This window comes from Taibaiella koreensis, assembly GCF_003545715.1.
GTDB lineage: Bacteria > Bacteroidota > Bacteroidia > Chitinophagales > Chitinophagaceae > Taibaiella > Taibaiella koreensis.
In genome coordinates this window covers 137,321-163,981 of record NZ_QVNU01000010.1, presented here as the reverse complement: position 1 = coordinate 163,981, position 26,661 = coordinate 137,321, and the positions used below count along the sequence as shown (strand labels likewise).

General features: G+C 48.3%; 23 protein-coding genes. 4 read left to right on the top strand and 19 right to left on the bottom strand.

Annotated elements, in window-relative coordinates; all coding sequences use genetic code 11:
* The 11 genes from tnpA to DZK30_RS24420 all read right to left on the bottom strand — a co-directional run.
* A partial coding sequence (gene tnpA / locus DZK30_RS24460) for an IS66 family insertion sequence element accessory protein TnpA (RefSeq protein WP_162903334.1) occupies nucleotides 1-241 on the bottom strand: 241 nt, incomplete at its 3' end.
* Between the two features lie 37 nt (nucleotides 242-278).
* Nucleotides 279-758 (bottom strand): transposase, encoded by a 480-nt coding sequence (locus DZK30_RS26670; protein WP_394342416.1) that lies wholly within the window; start codon nucleotides 756-758, stop codon nucleotides 279-281.
* 107 nt (nucleotides 759-865) lie between these two features.
* A complete protein-coding gene (locus DZK30_RS24450) occupies nucleotides 866-1,360 on the bottom strand; it encodes a hypothetical protein (protein WP_162903436.1) in 495 nt (164 codons plus the stop codon).
* A gap of 170 nt (nucleotides 1,361-1,530) precedes the next feature.
* Nucleotides 1,531-2,079: a hypothetical protein gene (locus DZK30_RS24445; RefSeq protein WP_118976824.1), complete on the bottom strand. Its 549-nt coding sequence runs from the start codon at nucleotides 2,077-2,079 to the stop codon at nucleotides 1,531-1,533.
* 116 nt (nucleotides 2,080-2,195) lie between these two features.
* Complete coding sequence (locus DZK30_RS24440) at nucleotides 2,196-2,675, bottom strand: hypothetical protein (protein ID WP_118976823.1); 480 nt, start codon at nucleotides 2,673-2,675, stop codon at nucleotides 2,196-2,198.
* 114 nt (nucleotides 2,676-2,789) lie between these two features.
* Entirely contained in the window at nucleotides 2,790-3,350 is a 561-nt protein-coding gene (locus DZK30_RS24435) for a hypothetical protein (RefSeq protein WP_162903435.1), read from the bottom strand.
* 89 nt (nucleotides 3,351-3,439) lie between these two features.
* Nucleotides 3,440-3,823 (bottom strand): hypothetical protein, encoded by a 384-nt coding sequence (locus DZK30_RS24430; RefSeq protein ID WP_118976821.1) that lies wholly within the window; start codon nucleotides 3,821-3,823, stop codon nucleotides 3,440-3,442.
* Nucleotides 3,824-3,986: 163 nt separating this feature from the next.
* Nucleotides 3,987-4,154, bottom strand: coding sequence for a hypothetical protein (locus tag DZK30_RS26175; protein ID WP_162903434.1), 168 nt, complete (start codon nucleotides 4,152-4,154; stop codon nucleotides 3,987-3,989).
* Between the two features lie 239 nt (nucleotides 4,155-4,393).
* Entirely contained in the window at nucleotides 4,394-4,801 is a 408-nt protein-coding gene (locus DZK30_RS26170) for a hypothetical protein (RefSeq protein ID WP_162903433.1), read from the bottom strand.
* A 10-nt stretch (nucleotides 4,802-4,811) separates the two neighbouring features.
* Nucleotides 4,812-9,260 carry an RHS repeat protein gene (locus DZK30_RS24425; protein WP_118976820.1) on the bottom strand — a complete coding sequence of 1,483 codons (4,449 nt, stop codon included), beginning with the start codon at nucleotides 9,258-9,260 and terminating at the stop codon, nucleotides 4,812-4,814.
* 29 nt (nucleotides 9,261-9,289) lie between these two features.
* The gene (locus DZK30_RS24420) at nucleotides 9,290-12,655 is read right to left on the bottom strand and encodes a hypothetical protein (RefSeq protein ID WP_118976819.1); all 3,366 of its coding nucleotides are present in this window, start codon (nucleotides 12,653-12,655) and stop codon (nucleotides 9,290-9,292) included.
* Nucleotides 12,656-12,936: 281 nt separating this feature from the next.
* Between DZK30_RS24420 and DZK30_RS24415 the strand changes: the two genes are divergently transcribed.
* Nucleotides 12,937-13,956: an SDR family NAD(P)-dependent oxidoreductase gene (locus tag DZK30_RS24415; protein ID WP_118976818.1), complete on the top strand. Its 1,020-nt coding sequence runs from the start codon at nucleotides 12,937-12,939 to the stop codon at nucleotides 13,954-13,956.
* Between the two features lie 93 nt (nucleotides 13,957-14,049).
* On the opposite strand, the gene DZK30_RS24410 is transcribed toward DZK30_RS24415, so the two are convergent.
* Nucleotides 14,050-14,586, bottom strand: coding sequence for a hypothetical protein (locus DZK30_RS24410; RefSeq protein WP_162903432.1), 537 nt, complete (start codon nucleotides 14,584-14,586; stop codon nucleotides 14,050-14,052).
* Between the two features lie 141 nt (nucleotides 14,587-14,727).
* Nucleotides 14,728-16,965: a catalase/peroxidase HPI gene (katG, locus tag DZK30_RS24405; protein ID WP_118976816.1), complete on the bottom strand. Its 2,238-nt coding sequence runs from the start codon at nucleotides 16,963-16,965 to the stop codon at nucleotides 14,728-14,730.
* Nucleotides 16,966-17,326: 361 nt separating this feature from the next.
* On the opposite strand from katG, the gene DZK30_RS24400 reads away from it, so the two are divergent.
* Nucleotides 17,327-18,061, top strand: coding sequence for a siderophore-interacting protein (locus DZK30_RS24400; RefSeq protein ID WP_162903431.1), 735 nt, complete (start codon nucleotides 17,327-17,329; stop codon nucleotides 18,059-18,061).
* 77 nt (nucleotides 18,062-18,138) lie between these two features.
* On the opposite strand, the gene DZK30_RS24395 is transcribed toward DZK30_RS24400, so the two are convergent.
* The gene (locus DZK30_RS24395; RefSeq protein WP_118976814.1) at nucleotides 18,139-19,026 is read right to left on the bottom strand and encodes an SDR family oxidoreductase; all 888 of its coding nucleotides are present in this window, start codon (nucleotides 19,024-19,026) and stop codon (nucleotides 18,139-18,141) included.
* Between the two features lie 74 nt (nucleotides 19,027-19,100).
* A complete protein-coding gene (locus DZK30_RS24390; protein ID WP_118976813.1) occupies nucleotides 19,101-19,679 on the bottom strand; it encodes a Crp/Fnr family transcriptional regulator in 579 nt (192 codons plus the stop codon).
* A gap of 198 nt (nucleotides 19,680-19,877) precedes the next feature.
* Here DZK30_RS24390 and DZK30_RS24385 point away from each other — a divergent pair, with 198 nt between their 5' ends.
* On the top strand, nucleotides 19,878-20,198 hold the full coding sequence (locus DZK30_RS24385; RefSeq protein ID WP_118976812.1) for a DUF3175 domain-containing protein: 321 nt from the start codon (nucleotides 19,878-19,880) through the stop codon (nucleotides 20,196-20,198).
* Nucleotides 20,199-20,289: 91 nt separating this feature from the next.
* Here DZK30_RS24385 and DZK30_RS24380 read toward each other — a convergent pair whose 3' ends face one another.
* Entirely contained in the window at nucleotides 20,290-20,718 is a 429-nt protein-coding gene (locus tag DZK30_RS24380) for an SRPBCC family protein (protein WP_240432988.1), read from the bottom strand.
* 130 nt (nucleotides 20,719-20,848) lie between these two features.
* The gene (locus DZK30_RS24375) at nucleotides 20,849-21,895 is read right to left on the bottom strand and encodes an NAD(P)-dependent alcohol dehydrogenase (RefSeq protein ID WP_118976811.1); all 1,047 of its coding nucleotides are present in this window, start codon (nucleotides 21,893-21,895) and stop codon (nucleotides 20,849-20,851) included.
* Nucleotides 21,896-22,145: 250 nt separating this feature from the next.
* Here DZK30_RS24375 and DZK30_RS24370 point away from each other — a divergent pair, with 250 nt between their 5' ends.
* The gene (locus DZK30_RS24370) at nucleotides 22,146-23,051 is read left to right on the top strand and encodes a helix-turn-helix domain-containing protein (protein WP_118976810.1); all 906 of its coding nucleotides are present in this window, start codon (nucleotides 22,146-22,148) and stop codon (nucleotides 23,049-23,051) included.
* Between the two features lie 44 nt (nucleotides 23,052-23,095).
* Here DZK30_RS24370 and DZK30_RS24365 read toward each other — a convergent pair whose 3' ends face one another.
* Together DZK30_RS24365 and DZK30_RS24360 are read right to left on the bottom strand one after the other, a co-directional pair.
* Nucleotides 23,096-25,552, bottom strand: a complete 2,457-nt coding sequence (locus tag DZK30_RS24365) for a hypothetical protein (protein WP_118976809.1) — start codon at nucleotides 25,550-25,552, stop codon at nucleotides 23,096-23,098.
* A 4-nt stretch (nucleotides 25,553-25,556) separates the two neighbouring features.
* The gene (locus DZK30_RS24360) at nucleotides 25,557-26,378 is read right to left on the bottom strand and encodes a hypothetical protein (protein WP_118976808.1); all 822 of its coding nucleotides are present in this window, start codon (nucleotides 26,376-26,378) and stop codon (nucleotides 25,557-25,559) included.
* Nucleotides 26,379-26,661 lie beyond the last annotated feature (283 nt).

Genomic DNA, 26,661 nt, shown 5'->3' with positions numbered 1-26,661 from the left:
TAAGGACCGTTATCTGTAGTGTTTGCTCGGCAACTATCCGCTTATACTGCGATAGCTCTGCCTCAAGCTCCTTAAGCTTTTTAAGCTGAGCTACCTCCATGCCTGAATACTTACTTTTCCATTGGTAAAATGTTGGCTGACTTATGCCATGCTCACGGCAGATGTCTGCTACTGATTGCCCTCCTTCCTGGGCCTTGAGGATGCCAAGAATCTGGCTCTCTGTGAATTTGCTCTTTTTCATATTGTCTTCCCTTTTTAAAGATAGCAATTCTCTAATTTTATGTGCTACGGTTTATAGGGAAGCTTTCAGCGTGTCTTTTTTTATTAGATAAGTTACGTATTGGTGAACCAAAATAGCTCTCGTCACATTCCACAAGACCCGACAACGGTTCCTGATTATTTTGTAGATTCATTCGGATCACCGTTAGCATCCTAAGGGCAGTCTTAGGTGTGACCTGTAAGTCACGAGATAGAAATTGGGCTGTCAATCCTGCCTTTGAATTCACGAACTGGTAAATGACATATATCCAGAGTCTGATATCTAACTTCGTTGCCCTAAGTGGCGTTTTCGATAGGGGGAATATTTGATTATGGCAGCCCCTCTTACTACATTGGAAACCACGACGACCTTTTATCTTTTGATATGGCTTTTTATGACCACAGTTAGGACATTCACCGAAGGAATATCTCATCTCAAAAATCTTCTTCAAAAGAGAATCCTCGTCTGGATATTGGACACAGAATTCCTGATACGACATGTAGGTAGTTGTCATAGGCGAATGAAAGGTGAAAAATGGAATAGGGAGACACAGCTTTACCTATTTGGTAATGCTACATTAATTGTGCTACAGATACTGGGGTATAATTAAGAGGCAGGCAGAGAATACTTGAAAGGACGATCAGAGCGATCAGACACAACTCTTCTTTCTTTATCTAACTTACACAGATAGTCAGTTGTCCTTTCATAGATGGTTTTTTCGCTGTGGGATTCTTCTAATGTGAGAATATAATTAGCAACCTCTACAGCTGTAACAGGTTTTGAAAAATGGCGAAGACAATATAACATCTTTGCTCGCCAAGAACCATCTTTGGGATAAATAGTTGCTACCGGAGTTAGGTTTAGATGGCGATGTTCGAAATGATGTACTGCTTCTGGCTTCATTACTGGAACAAATTCCGGGATATCTTCTTTAGCCTTGATCGTATGATCATCTTGACTTTTATTTACAGAAGGAAGAATGCCGCCATAGGCATTAATTAATTCAGATAACTTCTGTAATTTGAGAGAAAGGTCACAGTACTCACTATAAAGTGATGGTAGTAGATGTGCTATCAATTTGGGAAGAATGGTGAATTGCAAAGATAGCATTTTTGCCTATTTACACCAAATAATTCAAACAAAAAATTTTTTCTTTAAAATAATTGGCGTATTAATTCGATTTAGAAATTCTTAGAAAAGTATAGATTTCCATCGCTGAATTTTCATAAACTTTCATGGAAAGTTATATTATGTTCTAAGTAAGGGAATGCCTAAAAAAGTCTTTCAGGCATAAAAGGTAGTTCGTGTTTCACCCCTTGCTCAAAATAAAAATAATCAACGCCGCTAAACTTAAACCTACGATAAAAATTAAGATGAACTTTGGCCCATACGCTTTTGAGATCATCGCCTAATCTAATTTCTTTATTTACATAAAAATTTCTAAAGTCGGAAGGTCCTATGTTGGTTCCGCAATAAGCGCATTTTTTATTTTGAGTATACCCAATAGTATAAAACTGCCTGAATAGGATATCAGGCGCACCCCAAATCTCAAGAAATTCGGAACCGTCTTTGTTGGTCATATAAATGGTTGGATATCTTCTGTCATCAAGATCAATCGTCTCTTTATGTCTATCAATCCCAGCTCCGATGTAGTGATATAACGTATCGTTGGCAAAAACATTCATCCCGTTAACTTCATCAACGTATACCATATCTCCAAAGGAAACAATTGAATTGCTATCTGTTACATTTTGCCTGGCTTGAGCAAATAAAATAAAGGGCATAAAATAAAAAGCCAGGAATAAGAATTTCGTCTTCATCAGTACTGGGTTTCTCAAATTAGATATTGAACAAGAAAAATTGTACATACAAAGGTTCGCCCCAAAATCGCTTAAAGAATATTCTATCCCACGCAAAATATCGCTCAGCCATTTATTCAATTGTCCAGCATTGTTTTGACTTCTTCCATAAAATGAAGTTTACTATTTTCTTTTACCTCCGATTCTTGTTTTATTTCCATTTTCATATGTTTGTTGATTACACTTCTGACTTCTTCCCTGACAGTGTCAGAAATGGAGCCCAAATCTTTTTGGATAATTTCTAACGCAGCTAGCCTCGCCTCATATCCTTGCTCGCAGACAATCTCTATTATCTCAAGGAAATAGGGCAAAGTGTCCATATTCTCCAATGCAAAAACCAGCGAGCCATTGGCATTATAAAGCGCCCTTTCCTTTATCTTTTGAATAATATGTGGGATCGATTCGGTGTAATTCAAATCGGAAAAAATAAAAGCAATATGGTTCCGTAACAAAGCGTTATCGGTATGGATAAAGATACTCAGTAATTCCTTCTTATCTGCCGCTTCGAATTCATTAAGGCTTATTGACCGGATTGCGTTGTATAATGCGCTTTTCATTGGCTATATGAATAAATCCGTTTCTATTAAAGGAAATAAATGGATGGTGTAAGACAAACTAACGGAACTATCTCCATAACCCATGGAAGATAGCGAACATGGCTCTCGACGTCGCTACCGATAAAGTATTGTCTGACAAGAATAGGAAAACTTCATACCTTGTATTTCTTTAATTATTTTAATGTCAGTAGCAAGCACATCAATGCACAAATGATCGCTTATCTTGATAATGAATGGAACTTTGCTATTTGATACATCCAAATTCTTATAGGATAGAATAAATGGATATGCTACGAGATCATCTAATAAATTTTTAAGAATGATGTCTGTGCTCAAACGAATCCCTCCTCTAAAATCTGGTGGGGTATTGTATTCACGAAATAGTTTCCACAAGTCAACCAGTGTATCTTTTTTTGCATTATTATAAAACCAAGGCATGTCTTTGTCGTCATGGCTTATGATCCAACTTGCACCATTATCATAACAACGAATCAATTTCTCAAAAACAGCGACGCAAAACTGAATCAAAAAATCAGACTTGTTGTTATGACCTCCGCTTTGAATCGAGATTCCGTACCATTGTTCATCTGGCCCAGAGCCATGTTCCAGATAGGAGATATACTCGCCCTTCTTATACGGAAGCAATCTTCGATAGTGTTTAATAAAAACTTTCATGCACCTATTTCTATTTATTAACATCGATCATCCATCCTAGCGGGAGATACGAAGTGAATTTATTAGAAATTAATACAACCGTCATTGCATTACTCACTTCTGGTTTTAATAATAAAAAGAACAAATATATCCTTCCTTCCTGTTTCCCAATAGACCAGAGGGAAATTTTCTACTCTCCGAATACTTGAAATTTTATTAGTGCTATTGTAAATGGTTGATAAGGGTTGATCATCTACTTTGAAAAGAGCCTTTTGTCCCTTCTTCCTCTTTGCCAGGTACATTTTGAACTCATTTAGTTTTATCTTTAAAGCTTTATTTCGAGTAAAGATGAAGAGTATACCTCTGTTTCGTTCTTTACCAAAATAATGATATATTAAGGATGTATCCTGTCCGTTTGTATAAACTCTTCTAACATAAGACGAATCACCTTCTGCAAAAATTGCACCCACGTCATCGGGAGATACTTTTGACAAATCACATTCAAGTTGTTTGCCATCAAGAAAATATAAGGCTTTGCCCTACCTCCTGAGTTGATAAAAAGACTATTTGACACAGAATCACTTTGAGCAAACAAAAAAGTTGTTAGACTTATATAAAGCCAAAATGCAGTAATAGAAATTAAATATTTCATTATGGTTAAGATTTTACATTACGTTTCAATGGAATTTCATATCCTTTAAGAAAAGATGCAGCAGATCCACGATTAGTTGCGCCAAGCATAGGGTCCATATATATTACATCGCCAGATCCTGTATTATAACCAATTACTAAAACTGAATGCGCTCCACCGTTAGTTAATGTCATAACAACAAAGAGAGATTTCGTACGATTAGTGGAGTCCATTTGCACCGCCTGTAGAACAGTAGCAGCACATTAACGTCTGATTGGTTTTAATGAGATAAGGCCTGACACAACGTTCCCTGTCTAAAAGATGTTGTGAAAGGGGGGAAGTTCGCCACCATTCGCAGTTCTCCTTTTAGGAAACGCTGCGAAAACCAAAAGGGAGTTTGCCTTATTAACAATATTATTGTTAATCGAATCTCTTATTTCCCCACATTTATATAGTAATTTCCACTCCTGCCTTTCTTGACTGTGCCTTTAATCTGTTTGAATATCTCCACTTTGTTATCTAATATCACTGTGTCATTGTTGCTAATTAATGATATGTAGTCAAATGGAATTTCTTTTATTGTTGGAGAACCAATGTTCCCGTCCAGCATAAGCGTATCGTTAGAGCCTAATCGATAAACTCCATACTTGCCAGCTTGTCCAACTTTATAACGACGAATTGCATCTATATATGAATTAGATGTTGAATACAACGATTCGATTTCGGGATGTGTTTTAATATATACATCAGAGGATGTATTGTTGCAGACATATATTCTGTACGATGGCTCACATCCACTAACAATGAAAGACAATAAGAAAAGTAAGAGTAATTGTTTCATGATAATCAATTTAAGGTTTCCAATATTTGTATCCTAATTGCGTGGCATTGCTTTCGGTATAAAAGTTGTTATAGTCTCCTTTTAATATTCCAATACTCCATAATTCAGCTCTCACCACACTTGGCAATGCAAACGCTATTAGATATCCTATTCCGAATCGCCGGCTTTGAATATAATGACCATATTCGTGAGAAATCACGCTTTCCCTACTACCCTCTCCAACTGTCAAAATGTTACCCAAAGTAAATCCAGCGCCTCTTGGCATCCATTTATTCCCAAGTACCAACGCCCCATTCTTATTTTCTGCACTTTCAATTCCACCAAATAGATTTGTCACCTCTGCTGTAAGTACGCCTATCAACTGCTGTGGCAATTCCCAGGTGAAGCGGCTGGCTACCTGCAATATCTTACCTAAAGTAGTTTTCTTAGGATCAGTGGCTACAAAAGACCCGGCAATTTTAAGTGCCTTTTTGCCCTTGGACTGAACGTTACTTGGGGGAGATTGAGTATTTGATTCTTGTGAAACGCCATCTCCGTCGTTCTTGTTATTTCCCACATCATTCGTACTCGCCGATGCACTCGCGCCGCTACCACCGCTATTCGCGGTTACAAATTCGCTCCATTTTCGTTGCGCTGCCTCGTAATAATATTCCGTTACGCGCCCACTGCTACCCATATCCAACCCGTTGCTATAGTCACCCCAGGCGGCTTCTATCCACTCCAGTGAGCTATTGGCAAAGGTATTCACGGCGCTTACCCGTTGCCAGGGATTGAAATCCCACATGGCGCGATCCTGGTATTGCGGACCGAAGGCCATGCCATTGGGATCGACCATGCTCTCGGGTGCATTGCCCATGGCGGCATAGGGCGAGAAGACCTGTTGGCCCTGCGCATCGGCCAGGGGATCCACGCTCAGGAACCGCCCGATCTGCGGGTCGTATTGCCGCGCGCCAAAACTCATCCAGTTCAGACCCAGGTCCTGGATATACTCGTTGCTCTGGTACTTGCGCCGGTTGTCCCTGTATCCTCCCGAAGGCGCCTGCACGCTGCTCAGCGGCTTGATGGGCAGGCCATGCGGATAGTAATGGCTCTCCTCCAGCAGGTTGCCCTTGCTTACTTCTACGTTCAGCTTATCAAAGAATATATTGCTGCAGGGATTGCAATGGAGATCGCGCCAGCGGCTGTTCAAATATACGGCTAAATAACCGTTGGTGGGGATCACCCGCGCGCCATTGCTACCGATGCTTGCCCAGCCGCCATTGCCGTTGACCTGGTAAGCGCCGGCAAATTCCGCGACCAGCTTCATGCTTTCATCAAACAAGGCATAGGTAAGGTAAGCCTGCGGCCGCGCAGGATCGATGCCCTGCGCCTGTGTCAGCTGTTCCAGCGCGCTGAAATTGCTTTGGGTAAAGAGCTGGTTCACCAATTTGGTATTGTGGCTTTCGCCGGGAAGGCCTCCCGACCCGTTGGTCAGCGTGCTGATCACGCTTTGCAGCATCTCTTCCGGCCGCAGCGGCTTATCGTTCTTGCTGTCGTAGCTTTCATAATAGTTGTTCACATTCATGTCCACCTGGTCGCCGGCCATTACTTTCACCAGTAGCGAGGTGCCCGTTTCCCTGCCGGCTTCCGAGGCATTAAGCCGGCCCGCTTTGTTGTCTTCGGGATCGGTGCTGCCCGGTTTCTCGTCCCGTATCTCGCCTACTTTGTCAAACAGCAGGCCTTCCAGGTTGGCGCTGGCTACTTCATAGGTGGCCAGGTACTGCCGTATGCTATAGGTAGTGATGTCGATGCTGCTGCGCACATTGCCCAGGTGATCTTTGACAAAATACTCTTCTTTTATAGGGTTGGCCGTGGTATAGTTGAAGGCTGTACGGCCATCGGCGGTAAGGGCGTATTGCAGGCTATCGTTCTGGTATACGAAATTGCTGATGTAATCGGTTCGTTTAAGGGCTTGGCCGGGCACGATCACCAGTTCCTGCACTTTGGCCCCCGCGGCATCGTAGCTGTACTCGATTTGCTTACCACCCGGCAGCAAGATCGTCACCGGCTTGTTGAAGTGGTTATAGGTTACGTTGCCGATGCCCTTGTTCTGGTCCAGGGTCAGGTTGCCATTGCCGTCGTAGCTATAGTCGCCCGCGCCGGTATGGCCGTCCTGAAAATCACCGGCGCCAAAATCCGGTACGCCATTGTCTTTCACGGCATCCAGCCGGTTGCCGTTGGTATAGCTATAGCTGAGGATGTCCATATCCACAGGACCGTTTGCCGGATCGACGCCGCGCTGGGTCATCGATTTGATATTACCGTTCTTATCGTAATAGAGGTTGGATACGCTAAAGTCGAGGTCGTTATGGCTCCAGCCACCCACCACCCGCAGGTTATAGTCGGCGCGCCTGAGCATGCCGCTTAGGTCGTAATCATAACCATAGGCATGCGTATTGGGACCGCTGCCGCGCCAGATCATTCCGGCGATCTTACCATCGTAACGCAGCTGGTCAAAACCGTAATCGTATTTCAGCGATTCGCCGAAGGTAATGTTCTGCCCCTGCTTATTACCGGTCTCGGCATAAACGCCGTTGATGCCGGTAAGCTGTCCGCGAATGTTGTAGCCGAAGTCCTGTGTCTCGCCGTTATTGCCCAGCACCTTGCGCTGCAGGCGGCCCAGCTCGTCGTAAGTATAAGTTCCTGTAAGCGTCCAGGCTGTCGCATTGTCTACCCGGCGCCAGGTCTTGTCCAGCCTGCCGGTATTGGCATCATACTCATTCCGGCTCACCTCGCTATGCCTGGGATAGCCATCGTTGTATTTGTTGTTGATGAGCACCTGCTTGGTATTCAGCACCTGTCCGCTAAAGCTGTACTGGCTGCCGCTATAGGAAGCGTGCGCGATATATTTGTTTTCGTCCAGGTCGCGGCTGGCGCTATAAATAGGCCGGCCCTTATCGTCGTAGAACAAAGCGGTATGACGCCATGCGCCGGTAAGGTTGGTTTCCGCCGAGGGTGAAGGCAATATTTTTACCCGGCTGCCGGTGGGCAGGCCCATGGTGCGATTACTGCGCTGCGGTGTTTCCGAACCGGCGATGTTTTGCTGCTCGGTAAATTGCAGCTCCGAATCGTAAGTGCTCCAGAGATCGCCGTTGCCGTCGGCATTTTCATAGTTATCGTAATAAGTGTAGACGAGCGGTGTACACGCTTCAATATACCCGGGATATACCTGGTACAGCTGATAGCTATTGATATAGTAAAATAAGTAGGGCTCCGTATAGCTCACCTGGTTATCGATAACGGATTGCAGCAGCGTCCTTGACTCGGGACCGGAGGGTTGGTAGATTCCCGAGCAAAGCGGGCGGTCCATGATATCATAAAGAACGAAGCGCCATTGGCCGGCACCAATTAAATTGGCATCCTGGCTCATCACTACCCTGTCCCGCTTATCGTACACAAAGTACTCCCATCCCTTACCGGGTATTTTTTGTTCTACCTTACGGCCTTTGCCATCGTAACGGTACTGGAAGCAGTATTGATCCCTGATCGTGTTGTTCAGCGTCCAGCTGTTCAGCTGCGCCTGCTCCACGGCTTTGGGCGGCGCTACCAATCGCAGCCGGCCCATATCGTCGTAGATATAGTAAGTGCTGCGGTAAAAATACCCCGTGGCGGCGCTGTCGGCTTTTTCCTCCAGGATCACTCTTCCGTTACGGTCTTTATAGATCCGGCTTACCGGGGGTAAGATCACATCGGAAGCATTGAAATCGGGTTGCTTCGTCTGCTCAACAAACAACGTTCCCGCAGCATAATAGCCATTATTGACGGGATTGCCGCTCTGATCGACGCTCCAATTGATCACCTGGTTGGCGATGTTGAAAAACTGGTCGGTCTCCGTGGCCCTGCCCTGCCCCACCTGGCTTTTACCGGGTGCATAGCTCATCTGGTTGCGTTTACCCGCCTGGGTATTGCTGCGCAGGCGGCTATAGGCTGTGGGCCCTTCACCGGGGTAAAGACCGTTGTAATACTGTTGCTGCTCGTTGTAGGCATTGGCCCTGAAGCCCGAGCCATTGACCACATAAGGCAGGTAGCCCGTCTCTTCGGTGCGGAAGCGGGTATCGGATGGGGCTACCAGGCTTTTGCCCGGGACAATATGGTGCTGCACGGCCTGCATGCTGCGGTTGAAGCCGTCTTTGTACAGCGTGCTTACCTGCGCCTGCGCAGGCGCCGTTGCCGTGGTCAGCTGGGCAGGATCGTCGATGGGCACGCGCGGCGTAAAGCTGCGTACATAGTTGTAGAGATCGGAGGTATTGACCGTGATGGCGGGCGGCGGATCCGGCAGGGTCGACGAGACCGTTCCGGCGGGGCTGGTCTGCCCGGTCTGGGGTTTGTTGACGGTCTGCGCCCTGCCCCTGAGCACCGGTGCGGTCAGGCATAAGGTGAGCAGCATTACCCGGATATAACGAAGCAAAAAGGTTTGCATAAAACAGATTTTGGAATAGGAAATAGGATTTACTCGGCGCCGTGTACGGTGTACTGTGTCTTGGACAGGATATGTCCTTCCTGGTCGCGCACCAGGTTGGGGCGGTTCATCGGATCGTATTCGTAGTACACCATACGGCCGCGGGCATCGGTGGCCGAGGTGGTGCCCAGCAGCGCATCCCCGTTATAGGTCTGCAACGGTACCGAGACAGGGCTCAGCCGCAATTCATCGATGTAAAAATTAACCGCGCCAAACAATTTGAATTCCTCGCTGCTGCTACCGGCCGGGAATACACCCTCGTAATAGGTCCAGTTTCCCCTCACCGGTCCGGCCGTGAGGTCTACCGGGTTATTGTCGATGGTGCATGAGGGAATATTGGCACTATTGGTAGCCCAGAAAGATACCCGGTACCATTTCCCCGCGCTCAAGCCGCTGCGACTAATAAGGCCGCTACTGAGCCAGTAAGCATTACGTCCGCCCACCGGATCCGTTACTGTTGCTACGCCGGCCGGGTTATAGCTGAAGTTGCTGTTATTGCTTTCGAAGCCTGCATAGCCGATGTCGTTATAGCCGCAGCCGGTTGCTTCTGCCAGCTTGCGCCCCGTGACATCCCACAGCATTACCTTGCGATCCATGCCTTCCGATACCTCGGTCTCCAGCGGATTTCCTTTATCGTCGCGCGCCACCACCTTGCTGGTCTCAAAAAAACCGGCGGGGACCGTTCCGGCATCCGCCGCCAATATCCTGGCAGCAGTGCCCGTAGCATTAAAGGCAGCAGCGCTCATGGGCGCTTCCAGGCGCGTGGTGTACAGGCTCCGGGCAAACAAGCCGCCGTTGTAGAACGTATAGCCGGTAATAAAGGACTCGATAAGATCGCCCTGCTGCGGCGGGTTTACGCTGAGCGGGTTGCTGCGCCAGCGCTGCAGGGAAACGACTTTTTCCAGGCCGTTCTGGTTCATCTGGTTTATGGCTCCGGATGTAGCGCCGCTAAAGTTATAATTGTACCACTGCAGGCTGTAATAGCGATCGCCTTTGCTATCGGTCGTAATGGTTGCAGACAGGTTGTCGTGGTCATCATAGCGGAACAGCGAAGTATCGCTGGCATAAACGCCTATACCCGTATATTGCCTGGTGACCGTACGGGTGAGCAACATTTTTCCTGAACAAGGCGTATAAGTATCCGTATAGCGGTAAAACCCGCGGTGGGGGCCCATTTCACCCATACCCATAGAGCTGGGCTGCAGGCGGCCCAACGATATTTTGTTGACTTTGGTGCTGGTGTATGTTGCGTCGGCGGGTACAAAGCGTGGCTCGTATTCGTTAAGGGTCTGGCTCGTCAATCCGTCGTTCTGATCATAGCGGTTCACCTGTAATGGCAGGCCCATTTCCCAGTCGCGGATATATTGCTTATCGGTATAAGGCTGCTCGTAGTACTTTTTACCGCTTGATGCGATCAACCGGGGCTGGCCGTTCGCATCTTTAAAATTAGTGAACAAGGTTTGCATATGCGACAGCAATTGGCCGCTTCCGGTACGGTTGTATACATCCACCTGGCTATAGCCGTGATTGGCCCCGCCGAGAAGCTGGTGCGGACTGATGTACTGGTTGGTGAACAGGATATCCTTAACCGCATAAGTATTGTAATTCAGGTACAGTGGGTAATGGAAGTAGCCGCCGGTAAGGAAACGTTGCCCGCCGGTATAGCTGAAAGCGGTAACCCTGCTGTTTTCGGGATGAAAAGGCTCCTGCTCGATAATGGTATCGATACGCAAGCCATCGTTGGCATTGACACCCAGGAAAAGATCGTCGGTGGGCAGGCCGCTTATACTGTTGGCCGCCATTACATGACCACCGTAACGGAAGGCAACCGAGCCGCCATAAGCATTGCGGATGCCGGTAAGCATACCCGCTTTCATAGCCGCTATATTTTCCGATTTATCCACCCCGTAAGGATGCACTACGTTATTGGGATTATTGGGTATCCATTCGTTATGATAGGGAATGCTCACCTTGAAATCCTGCGGGGAAACGCTTTGCCAGGGCGTTGGTATACGTCCGTTAAAATAGCCGAAATAGTCCTGGCCGGGCGTTCCCCTGGGTGGCACCGGCAGGGGCGCATAGTCGAAGCTGTAGAAAGGCTCTTCGGCAGCTTCATCTTTGCTGACCAGGCGGATTCCTTTCAGCTTCAGCCGCAGATTCGGATCAGGGCTGGAATAATTGACGCTGACATTATCTTCGTATGGCTTCTCCGGCGAGGCTGCCTCTTTATTGAAAAAGGCCTGGTCCATACGGTAACGGATACCGCTATAGCCGGTTCCTACCGATATCTCGCGTAGCGCGCCGGAAAGATAGTCGATACGCTTGCGGCTATCGTAGTTGAAATAAACGATCACGCCATTGGGATACAGGATCTGTTGAATCCTGCTGGTATAGGCATTATTGCGGCGTACCGGCGACGATCCCGGCGCGGTACTGTAGGCGCCCTCCCGTGCCGAATAAGCGGTATAGAGCTCCGCCGTAACACCGCCTTCATCGTTGCTGTACTGGTAGGTGATCTTAGCGCCGCTCGCCAGCTTGATATCCCGGATCACCCAACGGGTGGTAAGCGCATAGGTAGCGATACCGGTACCGTCGTCATACTGGTCAAATACATCGCGGTCTTCAAAATCGCCGCGCTGAAAATAATATTCGTTACCCGCTTCGTCGCTGATGAGGAATTCCAGGACACGGCTGCCATAGCCGTCGACCAATTGTTGATCGCCGATATCAGGCAGCGGAATGCCGTTCAGCAAGGGACGTACTTTTATATTGCGCTGCGGCCGGGTGAATACAGTGCCGCCGGGACCGAGGTTAAAGGTAAAGCTGCCGCCGGGAAGGCTTACGACGAAGTCGTCGTTCTCTCCATCCTTATACACATTCGTATCGGCAGCGGAAGCGGCGGACTGGCTGTAGACAGCGTACTTTCCCTTCAGCCAGGTATAGGAATTGAAGGTGGCGTTATCATCTAAAGTCGCCGTATTGTCGGCCGGCATATTCAATTCATCCGGAAGATCCTTTACCACGCGGCTTATTGTAAAGCCGGCATTCAGCTGCCAGTGCAGCCCCAGTTCCGAGGCCAGCTCATCGGCCTTAACACCACGGGTATTGTAGCCCAGCGATACGCCAAACTCGCCGTCGTCGGTGCTGTAGCTGTAAATGGGAATATTGATGTTGAGACTGCCGTCGTAGAGACTGGGACTGTATAAGCCACCCATAGGAGCAGCATTGCCCGCACCACTACCGGCTACTTTGGTAGCATCAGGCGCGGTGCCGCCCAGCTTTTGTCCATAGCTATTTGCCGTGATCAGACTCAGTGCGCAGATCAGTTTCCATTTCCTAAAAATACCTGTGTACATAGAAGAATATTAATTGCTTGAAAAAAACAGAGCGCGAACTTTGCCGGCCTCTTAACTTTTCAGCAACAAATATGCTGTCTTTTAACAATTAAACAAAAAGAAAAATATTTTTTTTAAAAAAACAGACAAACATCTATGGCATAATTCATGCACATATATGGAGACAGCTTCTAAGTGCCTAAAATTTGACACGCAAAGCAAAGCAACATCGACCCTTACAACAAAGTCCCCTGGAAAATACCCTGCTACTTTTGCCTTATCAATTCTAAATAATTCAAACAATGATCACAGACAATTATGATGGCCGGCTGCAGCAACCACTGGGCTCCGGCTATAATGCCGCCACTACCGCCACAACGATTATCAAGGGCATAGACCTTAGCGGCAAAACAGCCCTGGTAACCGGCGGCTATGCCGGTATCGGACTCGAAACCGTAAAAACGCTGGCATATGCCGGTGCGGCGGTATGGGTACCGGCCAGGGACATCGCAAAGGCCACGAAAAACCTGGAGGGTATACCAGGGGTAACCATAAAGCCACTTGAGCTTATGGATCCCGCATCCATCGACGCGCTGGCTACGGCCTTCCTGGCAACAGGGAAGCCGCTGCACCTCCTCATCAACAATGCCGGCATTATGTGGGTGCCGCTGCGACGCGATGCCAGGGGTTACGAATCGCAACTGGCGACTAACCATCTCGGACACTTCCAGCTGTGCGCCAGGTTATGGCCTGCCTTGAAGCAGGCCGGCAACGCCCGCGTGATCGCCGTATCTTCCTACGGGCACCAGATCGCACCTTTCGACTTCGACGATCCCAATTTCGAACGCAGGGAATACGAGACACTGGCGGGCTATGGTCAATCCAAAACAGCCAACAACTTATTTGCAGTGGAGCTGGACCATCGTGCAAAAGGCTTCGGGGTAAGGGCCTATTCGTTGCACCCTGGCTCGGTGAACGGCACCGACCTGGGCCGGGAAGCGCCCATGGCCTTGTTCCAGCAGATGGGCACCCACGATGCTGACGGGAATATCTATCCCGAAGTAGCCCGGAAGCTAAAGACTGTGGCTGAAGGCGCCGCCACTTCGGTATGGTGTGCTACCAGCCCATTGCTGAAGGATATCGGCGGGGTCTATTGCGAAGATGCCGATATAGCGGTCATAGACGATGGCACGATCACACATCGTTACGACGAACCGGCTACACTGCACGGCGTGCAACCCTATGCGGTCGATGCGGCTAATGCCCGGCGGTTATGGTCCCTTTCCGAGCAGATGACCGGTATTCCCTTTCCCGTAGCCTGAAGTAACGGCGCTGTCTCCTCTGTTTGTTTTGTCAAATGTAGGAGACAGCCTCTTTCCGGTAATCCCTGCTAATATTGAGTTTAATGTAAGCCGCTAGCGGATGTCTATCTCATAGGATACCTGATGTCTTATGAAAAAGGCTTCCAGTAAGGTCCAGTCAGAAGATGCCTGCAATAATTCTGCCTCCAGATGAATCCCTGTAGAGAGTTCATATCGGCGGCAGCCAAAACAAATATCGATATAGGCGCAGATCCCTTGCCGGTAAAACAATATGGTCTCATGGGGAAGAAAACAGGAAGCTTTATCCGCAGGTACTTCATCATCCCGTTTCTGTCGCATCAATATTTCTTTCAGTGTTATTGTTGCCTGTTGATCCAGAGCAGCACGTTCCACGACGATGCATTCATTCAGCTGATAAGCATCGTCAACAATATGCCGGTTATAGCCACCGATTCCCTGCTTCATTTCTTCTTTCGTAGCACGAAGGTTCAGATCCTGGTGACTCAGGATCACAATGCTGTCAGCAGTCTGGAACAGAGGCCTGAGTGCCATTTGCCCCGATTTGTCTTGTCCGTGCATCAGCGAGGAGGACGACAATGCCAATAACAGGGAACTGATCTTGCATTTCATGATCGATTAAGGCTAGGCACCGAAAGGCCGGTTACAGGAAAATTAACGTAAATATTGGAACACCCTCTTCCAACGAGGATTATCCACACAAAAAGCGGGCTGTGAACAACCCGCTTTTGTATAGCATAAACATTATTTTTCTTATTTCAGATCGAAGCGATCCAGGTTCATCACCTTGGTCCACGCTGTTGCGAAATCCTTTACAAATTTCTCCTTCGCATCGTCGCAGGCATATACTTCGGCCAATGCTCTCAGCTCCGAATTGGAACCGAAAACAAGATCTGCGCGGGTGGCTGTCCACTTGACCGAACCATTGGCCCGGTCCCTGCCTTCGAAAAGATCAGCCGCCTCAGAAGTGGCATGCCAGGTGGTTCCGGTATCGAGCAGGTTGACAAAAAAGTCGGTGCTCAATACTCCCTGCTGCCCGGTCAGCACGCCATGCCGGGAATGATCGAAATTGGTATCGAGCACACGCATACCGCCGACCAGCACCGTCATCTCCGGTGCGGTAAGGGTCAGCAGTTGTGCTTTATCGATAAGGAATGCTTCTGCTTTTCCGGCATAATGGGCCTCGGTATAATTGCGGAAACCATCGGCAACGGGCTCCAGTGCATCGAACGATTCTACATCCGTCTGCTCCTGCGTGGCATCATTGCGTCCCGGTGTAAAAGAAACACTGAGAGGATAACCCGCCTTGTTTGCCGCCTGCTCTACCCCGGCACAGCCGCCCAGTACGATGAGATCGGCGAGGGAAACGGTCTTCCCGCCGGTTTGCGCCGCATTGAATTCTTTGCGGATATTTTCCAGCTTTTCCAGTATTTGGGCCAGCTGTGGCGGATCATTCACCACCCAGTCTTTCTGCGGCGCGAGACGGATGCGGGCGCCATTGGCTCCGCCACGACGATCGGAGCCGCGGAAGGTGGCTGCGGAGGCCCAGGCAGTGCTCACCAGCTGCGAGAGCGTTAACCCCGACTGGACCAGCTTATCTTTTAAAGCAGTAATGTCGGCAGCATCGATCAGCGGATGCGTTACGGCTGGTATGGGATCTTGCCATATCAATTCTTCCGCCGGCACTTCGGCGCCCAGGTAACGTTCACGCGGTCCCATATCGCGATGGGTCAGCTTGAACCAGGCACGGGCAAAGGCGTCGGCAAACTGATCGGGATGCTCATAAAAGCGCCTGGAAATCTTTTCATAAGCCGGATCTACACGAAGAGAAAGATCGGTGGTCAGCATGGTGGGCGCATGGGTCTTTCCCTGCTCGTGTGCATCGGGCACGGTACCGGCGCCTGCGCCGTCTTTGGGCTTCCACTGGAAGGCACCGGCCGGGCTTTTCGTAAGCTCCCATTCATATTCAAACAGATGCTTAAAGAAATCGGTGCTCCATTGCGCAGGCGTGGTGGTCCAGGCGCCTTCGAGGCCGCTGGTGATCGTATGGCCGGCATTACCGCTACCAAAAGAATTTTTCCAGCCCAGGCCCATCTCTTCGATAGCAGCAGCTGCCGGCTCTTTGCCCACATGTTTTCCGGCCTCGCCAGCGCCATGGGTCTTACCAAAGCTATGGCCACCGGCGATCAGCGCCACGGTCTCTTCATCATTCATGGCCATGCGGCCGAATGTTTCGCGTATATCGCGGGCAGCGGCCAACGGATCGGGATTGCCGTCAGGACCTTCGGGGTTCACATAGATCAATCCCATTTGCACTGCCGCAAGCGGATTCTCCAGCTCCCGCTCGCCTTCATAGCGTTTATTACCCAGCCATTCCCGTTCTGAACCCCAATAAGTATCTTCATTGGCCTCCCAGGCATCTTCGCGGCCGCCGCCGAAGCCAAAAGTTTTGAATCCCATCGATTCCAGGGCGCAATTACCTGCAAGCACGATCAGGTCGGCCCAGGAAAGCTTCTTTCCGTATTTCTGCTTCACCGGCCACAGCAGGCGACGCGCCTTATCCAGGTTAGCGTTGTCGGGCCAGCTATTCAGCGGGGCAAAGCGCTGCATGCCACGACCGGCGCCGCCGCGACCATCCTGGATGCGGTAGGTACCGGCGCTGTGCCAGGACATACGGATCATGAACGGACCGTAGTGGCCATAATCGGCCGGCCACCAATCCTGTGAAGTAGTGAGCACATCGATAATATCTTTTTTAACAGCACCCAGATCCAGCGTCTGAAAAGCCTCTGCATAATTGAAGTCTTTATCCATCGGGTCCGAAAGCGAAGAATTCTGCCTGAGGATGCTTACATTGAGCTGGTCGGGCCACCAGTCTTTATTCCTGGTGCCACTGCCTGCGCTTTGTTTCAATTGGCCCCCGGTAAAAGGACATTTGCCCGGCGTTCCCGGATGATGTTCCGACGCGTAATGAAGTGTGTTGTTTTCCATAATGTGCTTTTTGTACTTCCAAATTTATCGAAGTTTACCGGTGTGTGATTGCTGCTGGGGATAAAGTAATTCAACCCGGTGATAGAGCATTTCGATATATGTGATCGTTGTCTTTCGGAATATGGCGCATAGCTTTTCACGGCTGCGTAAAATGTTTCACGAATTTATCGACAGCACAGCGCGTCCTTTTTACAATTTCCAGACATATCTTTTCCCGATTTTGATATCCGTTTCCATCCGGGCCGGCTACCTTCAGGTACTCATCCTGACCGGTTGATCAGTACCCTGATCCGGTCGGGACTTTCCGGATAAAGCCTTGGCTTATACCCGGATTACCATTGACCATTATAAAATCTTACTTATGCCCAGTGTACCCAAATGGCTCGGCAATATGATGGAAACCGTATTCAGCGGCAACTTTACATCCGTAGTCGCCGACCAGGTATCCACGCCTGCAGAAGGCCTTAAACTGATCCGCTTCAAAGGAGATTTTTCCCGGAGCAATATTGCCTTCGTTCCCGGACAGAAGATCGAGTTCCGGGTCAACGATACGGACTACCGGCATTATACGCCGGCTTATTTCAATAAGGAGGAAGGTATATGCGATGTCCTGTTTTACTTGCACGACCAGGGGCCCGGGAGCCGCTGGGCCGGCCTCCTGCAGCCCGGCGAAGAAACAAAGCTGATGGGTCCGGGTGGCAGAATGCGTTTTGACCGGCGGGCCGGAGTGCATATACTCTATGGCGACGAAACTTCGCTGGGGCTGTTTCAATGCATTGCCACTGAAGCCGCCAATCATAAGCTGCCCTATTTTTGCATTGCCGAAATGGATAGTAGCCATCAGCATTGGGCGCAGCTTATACCGGTAAAGGCAACAGCGGTGGTAAAGCATGCGGCCTTCAAAGCATACAATGCGAAGAATCTCTTCCAGGAATGGCTGCAAGACTACCAGGGTCCTAAAGAAGAAATGGCCTTTTACCTCAGCGGCGACGCCAGGGCGCTGCAGGAATTCCGAAAAGGTCTTTTAAATATGGGTTTCAAAAGCAGTCAGGTACAATCCGATCCCTATTGGGCCGAAGGCAAACGCGGGCTCTGATATGTTCTTTACTACCATTAATATAACAGCGTTCGCCGAACGCGTATCCGGCGAACGCTGTTATATTACATCAACCATTAATCGTATACGCCCGAAGCCAGCTCTGCGATCAGGCCCGGCTGCTCCGGCGTCCAGCCCAACGTTACCATACTTTGTGCAGCCGATGCCGGGCAGTCCATAGCGGCAAAATGATGGAACCAGCCGAAATGTGCTTCCGCATCCGCGCCTGTCCTGCTTTCCGTCGGTAGCTGCAGCCTTTGCCCGATAACCGAAGCAATATCCCGGAAAGGGATGCCTTCTTCGGCCACAGCATGATACACCCGCTGCTGGGGCTGCTTTTCGACCACAAGCCGGTATAAAATGGCAGCATCCAGCCGGTGCACAGCGGGCCAACGGTTTGCACCTTCCCCGATATAGGCCGACACCTTTTGTTCCCTGGCCATACCCATTACCATAGGTACAAAACCATGATCACCCGCACCATGTACCGAAGGTGGCAGCCTCACGATATAGGTGTTTACCCCTTCGCCCGCTGCGGCTTGGGCCGCCTCTTCTGTTGCGGCACGTGGCACCAGATCGGAACCTGGCGGCTCATCCAGTTCCGTTACCAGGCGGTCGCTACGCAGCACGCCTACTCCTGAAGTGATCAGCAACGGCCGTTGCGAACCGGCGAGTGCTTTTCCAAGCGTCTCTATGACCTTCCGGTCATCTTCGCAATTGGCCTTGAAGCGGCTGAAGTCGTGGTTAAAGGCTGTGTGGATCACAGCATCACAAGATGCTGCCCCTGCAATAAGGCTATCCGGGTCATTGAGATTGCCGGGATGCGCTTCGGCGCCGGCTTGAATCAAAGCTCCGGCTGCCTGGTCGGAGCGGACCATGCCCAGCACCTGGTGGCCGGCCTGCAGCAACTCTTTTACAATAGCGGAGCCTACAAATCCTGAAGCTCCTGTTACAAATACACGCATATTTAGAATGATTTTGCAGGACAAAATTGTTACAAAACATTCCGGGAAATAGCGTCATTTGACCACATTTCTATTCAACGTTGCCATTGGGCATGCCGGATGCGGGTCAGTGTTTTCAGCGAGATACCCAGGTAAGCGGCGATCATATGCAGGGGAAGCCGGGACATCAGGTCGGGAAAGCTATGTATAAATTCAGCGTACTTTTCTTCGGGCGTTGCGCTCAGCGCGGCAAACAGGCGATGCCGGTTACTGTGGCCGCTGCGCAAGACCAGTTGCTGGGAAAAGGCAAGCAGGCCAGGTATTTCAGTCAGCAAACTATCGAAATCGGGCTTGGTCCATAGCATTAGCTCGCTGGGTTCTACAGCGGCGATGCTGAATGCAGCCGGCGTACCGCGATCGTAGCTTTCGGCCTCCAGCGTCCAGGTATGTTCCGGTGAGAATTGTAAAATATGCTCGCTGCCATCATCTGCCGTACCGAAAATACGCAGCAGACCTTTTACCACAAAGGTTTTGTGGCGACATACTTGTCCTTCCTGGAGCAGCATTTCATTACGGCGGAGCGACCTGTGCTGCGCCTTTGTCATAATCTTCTCCGTTTCCGTATCGCTAAGGCGGGTATGCGCCTGCAAATAAGCTTCCAGTCCGGTCGTCATGGCTCAAAATTACGGGTTCTGCCTTTATCAGAGAAAGACATCAACAAACCGGACAAAACATACCGATAGGTATGTAAATAAATACATCCTTTGCACGGAGCCTTGATAGAGCATCTTGACTCAGGGCAGTTGCGTATGGCCGGTAAACAATCATGCGCCAGTTCTGTTGCTATAGTATGCAACATATCGCGTATAGCCATGGCCAGACCAAAACCGAAACATAAAAAACAGCAGAAAAAAGACAGGAAGTGGTCTGCAAGGGTTACGCAGACCAGCGATGCCCTGGATCTCAGGCAAGGTATTTTTGCCGGCGACGATCCTGTGAAGATCGCCCGTTCTCTGAAAAGGTCGGCGCAGCGAAGCCACCGCAGGAAAGGAACGCCTTTCCAATCGGCAATGTCCATGCTTAATTTTTACATTAACCGTGCAGGCGACAATTTACCGGCTACACATAAAAAAGTGCTGGAACAAGCTAAGGATGAATTACGGCGCCTTTTCGGAAAGGAATCGACGAAATGAGATGAGACTGTCTCCTACCCTCGCTCACGCAGACATAGGAGACAGTCTCATCTGAAAATTCGCCCCGGTTATGCCCCCTTGGGTAATGAGCCTAAAGATACTGGTGCGGATAAGGTAATCCCTTCCCTGTTTCACAGAGGAGCCGGAGACTTCTCAGGAACATAGCCCAATCGTAGCTGCAGGATGCAAAGCCGGGCGTATAACCACTCCAGCCTTCGTGACTAAAAAGAAGCACGGCGCCTTGCTGGTGCGGTTCGATACGAAAGGTAATCATGGTGCCGATCCAGTCATCGTATCCGGTTATACAACGCCACCGTACCTGTTTTAATGGTTGCAGCGCTACTATTTCCATCTCCTTATAATATTCCGGTCCGAAGGCAAAACGGTCAATGGCCCCGGTTTCCGGACTTGCAGTGGTTTCAGGCGTCCACCAGCCAGCCAGTCCTTCCTGCGTGGTAAGGGCTTTGTAAAGAACTTCGGGAGAAGCTTTAATCGTCAATCTGTGCCAGATGCTGTTCATGATCATTTCGTTTTTGATGAATACAAAATTACCATGAGGCAGCCTGGCCATGCGGGTGCTGTCCGGACTTTGTCAGGGGCTGAATCGGACAAATCTGCTGCGCACATAATGCCTTCTGCGATACAGCCGGTTATAGCGTCGCCATATCGATCACAAACCGGTACCGCACATCCCCCTTCAGCATCCGTTCATAGGCGGTATGAATGTCCTTGATATCGATCAGCTCAATGTCGGCGACAATATTATGCGCAGCGCAGAAGTCCAGCATCTCCTGGGTTTCTTTAATACCACCTGTAGCGGAGCCTGCAATCGCTTTACGACCTGCCAACAGGGAAAAAGCCTTGACATGTATGCCTTCAGGCGGTACACCGACACAGATGTGGACGCCATCTACCTTCAACAGGGACAGGTAAAGATCAAAATCATGTGGCGCCGCAACCGTATCCAGGATAAAGTCGAAGGAGTCGCTGACGGCGGCGACCTGTGCCGGATCGGTAGTCACGACAAAGTGATGTGCACCCAGTTCCTTCGCATCTGATTCCTTTTTGGGCGAAGTACTCAGCACCGTAACCTCAGCGCCCAGTGCCAGGCCAAATTTCACGGCCATATGCCCCAGACCACCCAGTCCCAGCACGGCAAGCTTATGCCCTTTGCCCACCTTCCAGTGCTTCAGCGGAGAATAAGTAGTAATGCCAGCACACAGCAAGGGCGCCACGGCCGCAAGCGATAGCTTTTCTGAGATGTGCACGGCAAACGACTCATCAGCCACTATCGTATCGGAATAACCGCCATAGGTGGGCAGGTTATCCCTGAATTTGTCCAGGCCATTATAGGTTGGCACTACCCCCTCGGCACAATATTGCTCCTGCCCTTCCCGGCAACGGCTGCACTTACCGCAGGAGCCGGCCAGGGTACCTACGCCTGCCAGATCACCGGGCTTAAAGCCTTTGACCTGGTCGCCTACCGCCACTACCCTGCCGACAATCTCGTGTCCCGGCACCATGGGAAATATCCCCGGGAACCATTCGTCGTTGATCTGGGCCAGGTCCGAATGGCATACACCGCAATACAAGATTTCGATCTGCACGTCGTGCGCGCCTACTGCTCTTCTTTCGAATGGCCATGGGGCCAGTTGATCATGGACCTTTAAGGCCGCATATCCTTTTGCTGCTATCATTGTTCAAGATTTGAAATGTAGCGCAAAATTAGGATCGCCGGTCCGGGCGAAAGCTGCGCAGATCAAAGCAGTAGCTGTCAAAATCAAATATACCGCCAGGGATTCTTTTCTTTGACGCTAGGGTTAAAACGCCTGCCGGAGACCATTTAAAGCAAGTGGAGCCTTTATACTATACTGCCATTCATTTAAAGTAACCATCGGCAGCCAGCACCTCATTATCTTTGTAACAGCAAAAATCAAAGGTCCCGTTATGAACATTGCCACGATCCATTCGCGTCTGAAAGAAGACCCCAGGGTGCATATGCCCGCGACAGCAAACGATGATGTGAGCCGCTTCAATGTGTTGCATATCCGGCATAACAGCGAAGCACAGTTCAACTGCAAACCCTATAACCGCAAAGGCCTGTTCAAGATCAGCCTGCTTAAAGGACATACCCGATTGTTTTATGCAGACAAAACGATCGAGTTCAGCTGTGGTCTGCTCTTTTCCAATCCCAATATCCCGTATTCCTGGGAGCACATTGAAGCAGAGCAGTCCGCTTATTTCTGCGCATTTACGGAATCCTTTTTCGACCATTTTGTCCCTATCAGGGAATACCCCCTTTACCAGCCCGGCCAAACACCTTTCTTTCCGCTCGATGAAGCACAATATGAAGTCTTCAGGAATATTTTTGAGCAAATGCTTGAAGAGATCGCCCTGGATTTCAGCTACAAATACGATGCGTTGCGGACTATGGTGCTCCAACTGATCTATGCCGCGTTGAAGCTGGAGCCGGCAGCGGCACAAAAGCAAGGACACTCAAATGGCATCGCCCGCGTAGCATCCCTGTTCCTGGAGCTGCTGGAGCGCCAGTTCCCGATCGAGCTGCCCGCGCAACGTATGACGCTTCGCTACCCTTCCGATTTTTCGACGCATCTCGCTGTTCATGTCAATCACCTCAATCATGTGCTGAAAACAGTTACGGGAAAAACGACATCACAACTGATCGCGTTACGCCTGATGCAGGAGGCCCGGAGCCTGCTGCATCATACAGACTGGAATATATCGGAGATCGCCTGGTGCCTGGGCTTCGAGGAGCTGCCGCATTTTATTCATTTCTTCAAAAAACATGAAGGCGCCACGCCTCGGGTTTTCCGTCGAACTGCAATGGCTTAATGATTCCAGATGCCAGGCGCCGTTCTTATCGTTTCAAAGAAAGTCTAATCAATATCCTTTTTGGTTATCCGCGCGATACCGATCACAAAAATGGCCAGATATAAAGTTCCAAGTATCTTATGCACGACAACAAATGTTTTAGTGGCTATCAGTGGTATCCCAAATATCTCTATTTTATCTGCGCCGGCCTTAAAGACATCGTCCTCTCTAAAGCTGATCGGAAGCATATTTTCGATAGAATAAAGCATGGCTTCAAATATTCCCGTTCCGTTTCCTGCCAGAAGAAAAGCTAACGCCCCTATAAGCATTATAATGAGTAGCACTTGGGCAGTCTTCCAAGCAGGCTTCGCAAATATGGTAAAAGAACGGAATAATAGTCGCTCTGAATAAATTTCTGAAGTTCTTATGCGTTCCAAAATCAAAGTCCTTTTAGCCCTGGTGTCTTCTCCCGCTTTATAAAAAGCCTTTGCCAGCTGCTCATAAGGCTGTCGGTGATTCTCTTCCTCAATAAAATCCTCAAACCACTCACATTTTTCCAACTGTCTTCTACCATCTTTACCCACGCTACTATATATATATTCATATTTAAGCCCGATAATCCGCCACCGGGTATCTTGATCGATACCACATTTGGGCGTAATGAAAAACTGATTCACCCTTGCCGAATGCAGATCTACCATACCATATGCCTTGAACCGGGGTATCAGCGTACTGTTATTACAATCGTTTAAAAAAAGATCGCCATCCAGCTTCAGCGATTTCAGGTTCAGGGCGCAATGGTACTCATCATCTGACCGCTGATGATCCATTCCATAAAAAAAGCCTCCGGCAAAATCAACCTTGCTATTTACAGAAACACTCGAAAAATCGGCTTCTCCGACAACCAGAGTGTAACGTCTGCAAATCTTATGACATTCGCTTTTATCTATATTTTCATCACAGGTTCCTGCACGGACTTTTTTTTCATCGTATATTTCATTTACGATACTTTGGTACAAGAAGGCCGGCACATTGCTTTCAGCTTCCTCCATTTCTTCTATCTCCCCGATCTTTGCCCTTAATCCGGATTCTTCAAAAATGTATTTCAGCATAGCCTCATTGCGCTTTTGCCTGTCATTAGCCTGTTGCGTAGCAGGAACAAGCCTGTCATTCAAGTAGTTGTTGATGATCCCGGATAGAGAATACCAGTTGGGTTTATTTTGTTCTGCATTCCACCAGCCTACGTCGCCTATGTCCAGCGTATTAAAGGAGATCGCATTTTCGATATGGGCGCCTCTCATGATAAAGGCCTTTCTAAAAATGCCCTTATCATAATTCAGGAACTTGGAGCGGCTGAAATCAATATTTCCTGCTTTAATATTTTTACCGACTATTGTACCAATAGAGATAGCCGCCTCTGACAATTTCAGGTGTGCCATTGACGCGTTGGAAAAATCAATTGATGTGTCCTTATTATCAAATAAATCATCGGCAGAACATAAATTGGCTTTCTCAGAAGATACAAACAGGGAAGTAGTCAGATCAACAGTTTGCCTCGTACCGGTGTTCCCTAAGATAGTAAGACCAATAACGATACAGTGATTTCTGATATATAGGTAGTCGGATTGCAAACCAGTACAATCAATCGCCGAAGTCTCTACACCTTGCGGCGCCAGAAAAAAGGAGCCTTGCAAATAGACATTCTTAACTGAAGCAAATAATAGCTTTAAAGTCGCATTATAGATATTCAGATGCCATATATTCACCTGCTCTATTTGGGCGAATGACAAGTCAACATCGTGATCGGTGCCGAAATTGTGGATCTTCAGATGGTTTTTAATAATGCAATTGGTAAATACGAGATCGGCTTTACAGTCAAACGATCCTATGCTTTTAAAAGTATCACCTTCTTCTTCACCAGCGAAAATGAGATTCCCATCAAATGATGCCTGGTCCGCATACACACTCGGGTACATTCTTATATTCTGATTAAAGAAGTCGCGTTCTATTTGCCCTGTACCAAACGAACATAATGAAAACTCCAGATTCCTGAACGAAGCATTGCTTACATTGACACCACCCCAAAAACGGCAATTGTGAAAAACAAGATCAACCTTCACGATCTTATTGGGAATGGCCAATACATATACATTCTCATCGCGTATCTTAGACCGGTCATAATTGGCTCTCCTGCAGTCGATGAATTGATCCATCCGGAGAATGTTGGCGTTCCGGATCGTCAGTTTATTTTTCCTGAAAAGGTAATCGTATTCAGCAGGCAGGGTTAAGAACCATTCCAATATCTCCGACCGGATAATATTGTCGGTTCCAATAGCCGATGATTCCAGGTCGGCTATGCCATCCTGGAAACCCTCCCTGAATAACTTCGCTTCGGCACGGGTCAATTTAATTTCGTGCAAATGGTCGCCAATGTGCAGTAAGGAGAATTCTTTTTCCCTTTCTGCGACCACGTCCGAGAACTTAAACGATCCGGTCAGGACATCAATAAAACTAGCCTCCATAGTTTTAATTTTCGGGTTGGTAGTTTGTTGGTTGGGTAAGATCTATAATCAGCTCTTCATTAGACAAAGCGATTTCCTTTCCTTGCTTCAAGATTACATTGGAAGAAAAAATAGCGCCTCTAAATACGACATGTATTTTCTCGGCGGTAAGCTCAGGTTTATCTTCAGCCAGCTGCCCATTATCAAAGGTCATTTCCAGGTCCGGATCATTGCCAAACCTGGCGCGTAACTGGTTTGAAATATCGTCGTTGGAAAGAACCGTAGGTCCATCGCTGTTAAATTGTACGTACCGGCTTATCTGACTGGGAAGCGTATCTATCTCACTAGAAATGGGATAAAATTTACCATGCCTCCCTTTAACATTGAAGAAAAAGAACAGCACATAATTCCTAATATCTCTGAAATCAGAAAAATTTAAATTGGTTAGTTCATTGAACTTATAAATGGGCGTGTTGGAATCATCGATCCGGTATTCCTTACATTTCTCTATGTCGGAATAGACTTTACCATGCCCATCGTTTTGCATTAAAACCTTGTAATATTTATTAGCTGTGAGATCGGTAATTTTAAATAAGCCATAATTTCCGCCATAAAAGGAAATCCGTTTCGACTTTTCCACTTTGATCCTGGAAAAGAGAAACCGCTTTTTTTGCTGATTCCATTCAATCTGGCCTGCAAAGGGAAGCAGCGATTGTGTGGTGCCAAAACCCCTGTTAATGGCTACTACCTCTTCCGGTTCTATTTCTTCAGAAAAAGACTCATCATAAATTATTTCCCAGCTATACCATCGATTCAGATATTCATCTTCTTGAAGGTTATTATCCATAAGTGATCTGATAGATTATAAACAAATTGATTTCGTAAATATGGTTCGGTAACTAAACCGGGATAAAGATTGTATTATAAATACTAAATGCAAAACATTTCAAAAAATCACGTATAACTACGTAAAGCACCCAGATTAAAACCTGAAAAGTTGGGAATGAATTCTTAAATGTATATTCATTCCGGTTGACTGATACCCATGCTCTCTGGGAATGTGAAATGATATTTTGCTTACCTATATCATGAATAGGCGTTTAAGTTAAAATGTCACAACATTGTGACAT

Bases quoted from the DNA above. Each gene is read 5' to 3' on its own strand.
- DZK30_RS26670 (WP_394342416.1), bottom strand. From the start codon at position 758: ATGTCGTATCAGGAATTCTGTGTCCAATATCCAGACGAGGATTCTCTT.
- DZK30_RS24415 (WP_118976818.1), top strand. From the start codon at position 12,937: ATGATCACAGACAATTATGATGGCCGGCTGCAGCAACCACTGGGCTCC.
- DZK30_RS24435 (WP_162903435.1), bottom strand. From the start codon at position 3,350: ATGAAAGTTTTTATTAAACACTATCGAAGATTGCTTCCGTATAAGAAG.
- DZK30_RS24440 (WP_118976823.1), bottom strand. From the start codon at position 2,675: ATGAAAAGCGCATTATACAACGCAATCCGGTCAATAAGCCTTAATGAA.
- DZK30_RS24385 (WP_118976812.1), top strand. From the start codon at position 19,878: ATGGCCAGACCAAAACCGAAACATAAAAAACAGCAGAAAAAAGACAGG.
- DZK30_RS24380 (WP_240432988.1), bottom strand. From the start codon at position 20,718: ATGAACAGCATCTGGCACAGATTGACGATTAAAGCTTCTCCCGAAGTT.
- DZK30_RS24425 (WP_118976820.1), bottom strand. From the start codon at position 9,260: ATGCAAACCTTTTTGCTTCGTTATATCCGGGTAATGCTGCTCACCTTA.
- DZK30_RS24410 (WP_162903432.1), bottom strand. From the start codon at position 14,586: ATGAAATGCAAGATCAGTTCCCTGTTATTGGCATTGTCGTCCTCCTCG.
- DZK30_RS24370 (WP_118976810.1), top strand. From the start codon at position 22,146: ATGAACATTGCCACGATCCATTCGCGTCTGAAAGAAGACCCCAGGGTG.
- DZK30_RS24375 (WP_118976811.1), bottom strand. From the start codon at position 21,895: ATGATAGCAGCAAAAGGATATGCGGCCTTAAAGGTCCATGATCAACTG.
- DZK30_RS26175 (WP_162903434.1), bottom strand. From the start codon at position 4,154: ATGACATTAACTAACGGTGGAGCGCATTCAGTTTTAGTAATTGGTTAT.
- DZK30_RS26170 (WP_162903433.1), bottom strand. From the start codon at position 4,801: ATGAAACAATTACTCTTACTTTTCTTATTGTCTTTCATTGTTAGTGGA.
- DZK30_RS24420 (WP_118976819.1), bottom strand. From the start codon at position 12,655: ATGTACACAGGTATTTTTAGGAAATGGAAACTGATCTGCGCACTGAGT.
- DZK30_RS24365 (WP_118976809.1), bottom strand. From the start codon at position 25,552: ATGGAGGCTAGTTTTATTGATGTCCTGACCGGATCGTTTAAGTTCTCG.
- DZK30_RS24390 (WP_118976813.1), bottom strand. From the start codon at position 19,679: ATGACGACCGGACTGGAAGCTTATTTGCAGGCGCATACCCGCCTTAGC.
- DZK30_RS24445 (WP_118976824.1), bottom strand. From the start codon at position 2,079: ATGAAGACGAAATTCTTATTCCTGGCTTTTTATTTTATGCCCTTTATT.
- DZK30_RS24400 (WP_162903431.1), top strand. From the start codon at position 17,327: ATGCCCAGTGTACCCAAATGGCTCGGCAATATGATGGAAACCGTATTC.
- DZK30_RS24395 (WP_118976814.1), bottom strand. From the start codon at position 19,026: ATGCGTGTATTTGTAACAGGAGCTTCAGGATTTGTAGGCTCCGCTATT.
- DZK30_RS24360 (WP_118976808.1), bottom strand. From the start codon at position 26,378: ATGGATAATAACCTTCAAGAAGATGAATATCTGAATCGATGGTATAGC.
- katG (WP_118976816.1), bottom strand. From the start codon at position 16,965: ATGGAAAACAACACACTTCATTACGCGTCGGAACATCATCCGGGAACG.